General features: G+C 68.8%; 7 protein-coding genes. 4 read left to right on the plus strand and 3 right to left on the minus strand.

The window, feature by feature from the left end:
* Window positions 1–791, plus strand: a 791-nt coding sequence (locus HW445_RS16050) for a hypothetical protein (protein ID WP_374939658.1), incomplete at its 5' end; no start/stop codon positions are given.
* Between the two features lie 87 nt (window positions 792–878).
* Here the strand turns inward: HW445_RS16050 and HW445_RS16055 are convergent.
* Window positions 879–1,997: an IS630 family transposase gene (locus tag HW445_RS16055; RefSeq protein ID WP_308799253.1), complete on the minus strand. Its 1,119-nt coding sequence runs from the start codon at window positions 1,995–1,997 to the stop codon at window positions 879–881.
* A 241-nt stretch (window positions 1,998–2,238) separates the two neighbouring features.
* On the opposite strand from HW445_RS16055, the gene HW445_RS16060 reads away from it, so the two are divergent.
* Both HW445_RS16060 and HW445_RS16065 read left to right on the plus strand, forming a co-directional pair.
* Complete coding sequence (locus HW445_RS16060) at window positions 2,239–3,144, plus strand: NADP-dependent oxidoreductase (RefSeq protein WP_180221698.1); 906 nt, start codon at window positions 2,239–2,241, stop codon at window positions 3,142–3,144.
* Between the two features lie 140 nt (window positions 3,145–3,284).
* The gene (locus HW445_RS16065) at window positions 3,285–4,091 is read left to right on the plus strand and encodes an aminotransferase class IV family protein (protein WP_218957040.1); all 807 of its coding nucleotides are present in this window, start codon (window positions 3,285–3,287) and stop codon (window positions 4,089–4,091) included.
* A gap of 21 nt (window positions 4,092–4,112) precedes the next feature.
* Here the strand turns inward: HW445_RS16065 and HW445_RS16070 are convergent.
* Together HW445_RS16070 and HW445_RS16075 are read right to left on the minus strand one after the other, a co-directional pair.
* Window positions 4,113–4,987, minus strand: a protein-coding gene (locus HW445_RS16070) for an IS5 family transposase (protein ID WP_374939659.1) whose coding sequence is annotated in 2 segments (ribosomal slippage) — window positions 4,113–4,604 and window positions 4,607–4,987 — 873 coding nt in all. Because the reading frame shifts where the segments join, the coding sequence is not laid out codon by codon here.
* A gap of 122 nt (window positions 4,988–5,109) precedes the next feature.
* Entirely contained in the window at window positions 5,110–5,493 is a 384-nt protein-coding gene (locus HW445_RS16075; RefSeq protein ID WP_180221700.1) for a hypothetical protein, read from the minus strand.
* Window positions 5,494–5,781: 288 nt separating this feature from the next.
* Between HW445_RS16075 and HW445_RS16080 the strand changes: the two genes are divergently transcribed.
* Window positions 5,782–5,960 (plus strand): DUF1737 domain-containing protein (locus HW445_RS16080; RefSeq protein WP_180221701.1); only part of this gene is annotated, 179 nt, incomplete at its 3' end.

The following is a 5,960-nucleotide window of genomic DNA, read 5'->3' on the forward strand; positions in this document are numbered from 1 at the left end:
ACACCCAACCCGAACCCACCACCGTCCTCCCCGGACCACACGACCTCGACCCCACAAAAATCTTCACCACACACGCGACACAGGCGACCGAGCCGACGCAGGCAACCGACCGTCCGGAACCGGAACCGGAACCGACCGCGCATCCCCCGCGCTCCTGGCGTGCGCCGCTCGCCGTCCTCGCGCTCGTGGCGGTCGCGGTGTTCGGCGCCTGGGGGATCGTGACCGCGCTGTCCGACCCGGACGGCACCGGCGGCACCGGCCGCTCCGGCCGCTCCGGGGCCACGCACCGGGCGAGCCCGTCCGACGACGCGGCCGAGGCCGGCCACGCCTTCGTCGACGTGTCCCGGGGCGACTGCTTCCGCAACGCCGGGACCATGCGGGACATGGACTTCAAGCCGGCCGAGTGCGGTGCGGGTGACGTGTTCGAGGTTCTGCGTGCCTTCGAGAACACCACCGACCGCAGCGTGTGCGACTACGTCGACCACGTCGAGTGGCGCTACGCCGTCCGCGGTCCGGACATGACGGTCTGTCTGGTGTACCGCCATCGCGACGGCGCCGCGTACAACGCGGACCGGGGCGACTGCGTCGGCGGCGGCCCCGACGGGAAGGTGACCGTGGAGCAGTGCCGTCCGTCGGGTTTCGTGGTCGCCGGCCGCATCGAGGGCGAAAGTTCCCCGGCCGACTGCGAGCGAGTCCCCCACAACAAGAGGGACCACTACTTCACCGTGGAAGGCTCACCCGAACTGAACGTCCGCCTGTGCATGGGCAGGATCGCACCCGACACCGCCTAGGGCCTGTTGCGAAAGTCGATCTAGCCAGCTTTTGCACGTCTTGGTGCGCGCCTAAGTGGTCGGCTCCGTACATCCTTCGGGGGTTGATCACGCTGTCGACGCAACAGAAGCTTCTTCGTAGTGATCGGCGGTGTGCCGGTCGAGCCTGGCCAGCAGATCGTCAAGGTCGGAGGTGGTGAACTTCCACTGGAATGGCTGTGCCGTGGCGTTGTAGCGGTCTTCGAATTCTCGGAGCCGGTCCCTGACCTCGGTGAGGTCGGCGAAGTCGTTGGGTGAGACCACCTTGCGCTGGACGACGGAGAAGTAGATCTCCACCTGGTTCGGCCAGGAGGCATGAACGGGTGTGTGGACCATGACTGTGTTCGGGAACGCCGCGGTCAGCCGGGCGGTGGCCTTCTGCCCGCGGTGGGAGGAACCGTTGTCCACGATCCAGAAGACGCGCTTGGCGCTGGCGTAGGGCTCGGTGCTCATGACCTGGGTGACCAGGTTCATGAACGGGATGATGCCGGCGCGTTCTTCGGTGCGGCCGAACACCTTCGCCCGGTGGACGTCGTAGGCGGCCAGGTAGGCCAGGGCGCCGCCGCGTCCGTAGGTGTGGCTGACGCGTATCGCGCGGGCCTTGCCGGGGGCGAGGGTGGGATGGCAGCGGCAGCGGGCCTGGATGGAGGTCTTCTCGTCTGCACTGATCACGTACTCGTCATCGCCCAGCTGTTCGCCCTGCCAGGTGCGGGCGTACAGGTCCAGTACCCGGGCGGCCTTCAGCCGGAAGCCGGGGTCGGTGATGAAGATCCAGGAGCGGTGCTGCCAGGGCTTGATCGCATCCTCGGTCAGCCAGCGGCGCACGGTGGAGGACGACACGAACGCAGCGATGCCCCGCCGGACGGCCTCGCGGGCCAGTTCCGGGCACGACCAGCGAGCCAGTGGCACCCCGCTCTCGGCGGGCAGTCGGCAGGCCAGCGCCTTGACCTCGGTGGCCTGCAGCGGTGTGAACGAGGCGGGATGGCCGCAGCGTTGACGGTCTTTCAGCCCAGGCAGGCCCTGTGCGGCGAACCGGCCACGCCAGCGGCGCACGGTGTCCAGGTGCAGGCCCGTCTCCCGGGCGATGCGCGCGTTGGAGCGGCCGCGCGCGGCGTGCAGGACGACGTGTGCACGCACCCGCAGCCGGTGCTCGGTCTTGTGGCCGTAGGCCATCTTCTTCAGCCGCACGCGTTCGGCTGCACTCGGGGCTATCGGACAGGCGCTGCGGACGGGCATGGTGGGCGAACCGTTCGGCCGAAGTGGATCATGGCAAGTCGCAGTCTGCCCCGCCCGCCGCCAGGATGGAGCCCAGATGTCGCGGGTGGGGCCATCTACTGGTCCAGCTGCGAGCCGTCGCTGCAACCGGGAATCCCGTGATCACCTCAGGTGTTGACCCTCCGGTCAGCACCAGTCGTGTAAAGGACCTTTCGTGCGCGCCATACAGATCGATCGCTTCGGCACCCCCGACGTCCTCGACGTCGTCGATGCTCCCGAGCCTGAACCGGGCACTGGGGATGTGCTGGTCCGGACTGTCGCGACCAGCATCAATCCCGTCGACGACAAGACGCGAGAAGGGGCCATTGGCGAAGGAACGCCGCCACTGCCGATGACGCTTGGCTGGGACCTGGCCGGCATCGTGGTCGACGGCGGCAGCAGTGGGCTGCGCGCCGGGGAACGCGTCATCGCCATGTCGCACCAGCTCGGCTCCGGCCGGGGGACCTGGGCCGATCTGGTCGCGCTTCCAGCACGGGCCGTCGCCCCTGCGCCGCAGGCGGTCAGCCTGGCCGAGGCGGCCACCTTGCCGCTTCCCGGACTGACGGCTTGGCAGACCCTGGACTGGCTTGCGGTGAAGGCCGGTGAGCGGCTGCTGATCGCCGGTGCCGCAGGTGCGGTTGGCGGGTTGGCGCTGCAGATCGCCCGTGCGCGCGGCGTCAAGGTCGACGCTCTGGTCTCCCGATATGCCCAGGTCGCCTTCGCCCGCGAGCACGGTGCCGACCTTGTCACCACCGACCGCCGCGCTCTTCAAGACCGCAGCTATGACGCTGTCTTCGATACCTTCGGGACGTTCGTGACCGAGGCAGTGGCAGATGGCGGCCGGTATGCGTCGATCGCCACCCAAGCAGGTCCAGTACCCGACCTGTCTTCCCGCGGTGTGCGTACCACCGTCAACCAGGTGCGTGAGGACGGCGCGGGACTGAACGAACTCACCAAGCTCGTCGACCGCGGCTCCTTGCGGCTGCGTGTGCACTCCACCTTCGGCCTCCAAGAGATCCAAGCCGCACACGAACGCTTCCTCCAAGGCAGCCTGGCAGGAAAGATCACCGTGATCTTCTGAGCACCCCCTCCACGTCTCGCGCACAACACCGGCCCCGGAGTCAACCCCCGAAGGATTTGCGCGGCCGACCACTAAGGTGGTCGAGGCGTGGCCGCGGGGCCGGGCCGGGCCTGGGCTGGGGAGGGGTCGTCATCGACCGAGTGGAAGTCAACGGCGTCCAGGCGGACAGCGAGGATCTGAAACTGCTTGCGCAGGTCAACTACGCGCATTTCACCTCGATGCAGGTACGTGGAGGCGCAGTACGGGGCCTGGATCTGCACCTGAGGCGACTGGATGAGAGCGCGCGCGAGATGTTCGGCAGAGGCCTGGACGCCGAGCGGGTGCGGGCCTGTGTGCGGCATGCCCTAGGCGGAGGCCCGGACGCAGTGTCGGTCCGGGTGACCGTCTTCACCCGAAGGCTGGACGCCGTGCTGCACGGCGAGGCCGTGGAACCGGAGGTAGCGGTGGCGACGAGCGCCCCGGCCGAGGCACGGACCGAACCAGTGCGGCTGCGAGCGGTGGAGTACGAGCGGGACCTGCCGCACGTCAAGCACGTCGGGACGTTCGGGCTCATTCACCACTGGCGGCAGGCGGTGCTCGCCGGGTACGACGACGCGCTGTTCACCGACCGGCACGGGCGGATCAGCGAGGCGTCGGTCTGGAACATCGGCTTCTATGACGGGGAGCGGGTCACCTGGCCCGAGGCCGCCGCGCTGCCGGGCATCACGATGCAGTTGCTGCAGCGGGGCCTGGAGGCCAGGGGCATCCCATTCGAGCGGCGCGAGGTCCGGCTCAACGACATCGCGGCCCGTGCATCCAGTTCCCCGGTCTTCTCTGCCTTCCTGGCGAACTCGATCTCGCCGGCCGTTCCGGTCGCGGGCATCGATGGGACGGCGCTGGCCATCTACCCGACCGTTACGGGCCTGCTCATGGACTGCTACGAGGTCAACCCCTGGCAGACCGTCTAGCGTTTGCTGGGAAAATGCTGGTCACAGCCACTCGTTGAGGAGTGCGACCAGTACGGTCGCCTCGTAGCGGACGGCGAGCTTGTCGTATCTCGTGGCCACGGCGCGGTGGCGCTTGAGGCGGTTGATCCCGCATTCGACGGCATGGCGTTCGCGGTAGTCGGTCTTGTCGAACTTCGGCGGCCGACCGCCCCGGGACCCTAGCTTCTGCCGGTTGCGGACCCGGTCTGCGGGGACCGGGATGGTCGCCTTGATGCCCCGCCTGCGCAAATAGGCCCGGTTGCTACGGGAGTCGTACGCCTTGTCGGCCCGGACCCGGACCGGCCGCTTGCGCGGCCTTCCGAGCTCCAGCCGGGGAACCCGGATGGCTTCCAGGACCGGCTCGAACTGCGGGGAGTCGCCCCGCTGCCCAGCCGTGATCACGACGGACAGCGGCTTCTGGTCCTGCTCGACGGCGAGGTGAATCTTGGTCGTCAGCCCACCTCGGGAGCGTCCGAGGCCGTGGTCGGCTGGCTCGACGAAGATGCCGCCGGCCGGCTCCTTTTGCAGGTCCCCCTTTTTGCTGCCCCGGCGGCGTGCTGGTGGGCCCGGCAGACGGTGGAGTCGACGTTCACCTCCCAAGTGATCAGACCCTTTGCGTCCGCCTGGGCCTGGAGGTGAGTGACGATCCGGGCCCAGGTGCCATCGCGCTGCCAGCGCCGGAACAGGTCATAGACACGGTCCCACGGGCCGTACCGCTCGGGCACATCGCGCCAGGGAGCACCGGTCCGGGTCCGCCACCGTATGCCGTCTATCAGCTGCCGCCGCGTCCACACTCGCGGACGGCCCGGCTTGACGCCCGTCGGCAGCAGAGGCTCCAGCCGGGCCCACTGGCCGTTCGTCAGATCACCACGCCCCACAGAACGTGATCATCAACGAACAAGATCCACTTTCGCAACAGACCCTAGGCAGGGCGTGGCGACCGCGCGTTCCCCAGGGGTCCGCCCCCCGAGGAACGCACGGTCGCCGACCTCACGTCCGGTCAGCAGTACGACCAGCCGGTGGGCCAGGACTTGAAGTTGTCGGCGGACATCCAGCCGTAGTCCGAGGCGCTGGTTCCCCCCGCCACACGTCCGTACAGCCACAGGTTCCCGGCGTCGTTGTAGCCGCCGCACCAGAAGTAGAACGTGGTGTTGGTACTCACGCTGCGCTGGTTGGGACAGGAGGCGGAGGGACCGTTCTTCAGGTTGTAGGTCCCCTTCATGACCCCCTGGCCGCCGCCGTTGACGCCGCCGTAGACGTTGCAGTACACGGCCTGGGAGCCGGCGTGCGAGGTACCCGCCGTGGCGGCCCCCATCCCGCCGAGCAGCAGAAGGGTGGTCAGGACGGACGCGGTGTTGCGTCCCGCACGGGTGCGCAAGAACATGTGCCCCTCCGAGTGGAGTAGAGGATCCCCGGTGGGGATCCGTTGAGCCGCGACTCTAGGAGCGGCGAGGGGCGGCATTCATCCGCCGGACGTTGACTTTGTCCGTCAACCTTTGCCGTAGAAACGTCCGGCTCGTCACCTCTGCTACGACACGTCGGTCGACCCCGCGTCGACGGGATCTCCCGGGACTCCGGGAAGCCCCCGGGGTGCTCGCGCGATGCCGGGGGGGCGGAGCGGCGAAGTGGAGTGGCGGCGGGCACGGCCGGCGGGTCTGAGATCCTGGGCCCCATGAGCACACCACCGGACGGACTGCCCGTCTACCGCGTCCTGACCGGACCGGACGACGCCGCGTTCTGCCGAAGGGTGAGCGAAGCGCTCGCCCTCGGCTACGAGTTGCACGAAGGCCCCGCCGTCACCTTCGACGGCGAGCGCGTCGTCGTCGCCCAGGCGGTGCTCTGGCCCAGGGG

Source organism: Streptomyces sp. UH6, from assembly GCF_013421635.1.
Taxonomy (GTDB): domain Bacteria; phylum Actinomycetota; class Actinomycetes; order Streptomycetales; family Streptomycetaceae; genus Streptomyces; species Streptomyces abyssomicinicus.